General features: G+C 41.3%; 1 protein-coding gene and 1 pseudogene. Both read left to right on the top strand.

Going from position 1 to position 1871, the window contains the following annotated elements:
• Positions 1 to 167 precede the first annotated feature (167 nt).
• The gene (locus tag BBROOKSOX_RS10500) at positions 168 to 1490 is read left to right on the top strand and encodes a hypothetical protein (RefSeq protein ID WP_139661716.1); all 1323 of its coding nucleotides are present in this window, start codon (positions 168 to 170) and stop codon (positions 1488 to 1490) included.
• Between the two features lie 74 nt (positions 1491 to 1564).
• Positions 1565 to 1717 (top strand): annotated as a pseudogene (locus BBROOKSOX_RS12345) (transposase); the annotation flags it as partial.
• Between the last annotated feature and the right edge of the window lie 154 nt (positions 1718 to 1871).

Below are 1871 nucleotides of genomic sequence, written 5' to 3' on the forward strand. Positions count from 1 at the left end.
TTTCACCCACTTGGCGATTTTTTAAACCCAGCCTTAGCCCTGCTAGGACAAGGTTTAAAGAAATCACCAATTGGGCAAAAATTGGATTTTGCTAATCATCCCTATTTATGCAAAGGTCTCTATTATTATATTGCTAGCTAAATCTAAAAACTAAAAAGGAAAACACAATGAATTTAATGACGATCAACAAAAATATTAACCGTACTTTACTATTAATAGCATCTCTTGTTACCCTCACAGTTCATGCCAACCATGATAGCAAATTTTGTAGCATGGAAGCAGAGAATTGGCGCTTTACTGAAGTAGACTATTCCAGTGCTTACAATGATTTTGGCGGGATTTTTAATGCACCAAACTATCCTAATAAAGGTGCCTTTGCTGCCCTTAAGTCCGACGGCTCTATCATGGCTTGGGGTAGTTCAACTAATGGAGGTATAAATGCACCTAAGCACAGTGGTTATACTAAGATTTATTCAACTGGTCGTGCCTTTGCCGCGCTTAGAGATGATGGATCAATTTCAGCTTGGGGAGATGCAGATCACGGAGGTAAAGGCGCACCCACTGATAGTGGCTATACTAAGATTTATTCAAATTATGATGCCTTTGCTGCCCTTAAAACCGATGGGTCAATTACGGCTTGGGGAGGCTCAAATAATGGAGGTAAAAAAGCACCTATCGACAAAGGTTACACTAAGATTTATTCAACTTTCCTTGCTTTTGCTGCTCTTAAGTCCGATGGCTCAATCGTGGCTTGGGGTAATTCAAAGTATGGAGGTACAAAGGCGTTTAACAATAGTTCTTCAAAAGACAAAAACTATACTGAGATTTATTCAAATGGTTACGCCTTTGCTGCTCTTAAAGCTGATGGCTCGATCGTAGCTTGGGGGGATAAAAACAATGGAGGCGAAGGGGCGCCTAGAGGTAATGGCTATGTCAAGATTTATTCCACTTATGGTGCCTTTGCCGCCCTTAAAGCTGATGGTTCGATCATGGCTTGGGGTAACTCAGACTCTGGAGGTACAGATGCACCTGTTAACGGTAGTTATGCCAAAATTTATGCGAATAACCATGCTTTTGCCGCCCTTAAAGCTGATGGCACAATTGTGGCTTGGGGCAAGAAAGACTTTGGAGGCACAAATGTACCCGCTGGCAGTGGTTACACCAAAATTTATGCAAATAACCATGCCTTTGTCGCTCTTAAAGCTGATGGTTCAATCAAGGCTTGGGGTAGCCAACATCGTGGCGGTGAAAATGCACCTAAAGGCGGTGGCTACACCAAAATTTATTCAACGAATGGTGCCTTTGCCGCCCTTAAAGCTGATGGCTCAATCAAGGTTTGGGGCTTGTTGACTCACGGAGGTAAAGGTGCACCAGTTGATGATGGCTACACCAGAATTTATTCAACTTCATACGCCTTTGTTGCCGTTAAAACCCATGGTTCAATCACAGTTTGGGGCTACTCAACTCAGGGGGGAGAGCTACCTCATTAGGGGTTGTAATACCCCCAAAAAACCACACCATTCTAAAGTAGAAAATTCTATAATAAAAAATAAGGAGTTTTCACATGAAAAAATCAAGATACACAGACACACAAATAGTCAATATTCTTAAACAAAACCAAGCAGGAGAATCTACTGCTAACTTATGCCGTGAATACGACATGAGCCAAGCTACTTTCTACAAATGGCGTTCAAAATATGGTGATGCAGATGTTAATAGAGACCTTTGCATAAATAGGAACAATCATCATAAACCACTTTTCACCCACTTGGCGATTTTTTAAACCCAGCCTTAGCCCTGCTAGGACAAGGTTTAAAGAAATCACCCATTGGGCAAAAATTGGATTTTGCTAATCATCCCTATTTATGCAA

This window comes from bacterium endosymbiont of Bathymodiolus sp. 5 South (assembly GCF_900128535.1).
Lineage (GTDB): Bacteria > Pseudomonadota > Gammaproteobacteria > PS1 > Pseudothioglobaceae > Thiodubiliella.

Excerpts from the sequence above, each read along its gene's own strand:
- BBROOKSOX_RS10500 (WP_139661716.1), top strand. The coding sequence starts at position 168 with ATGAATTTAATGACGATCAACAAAAATATTAACCGTACTTTACTATTA.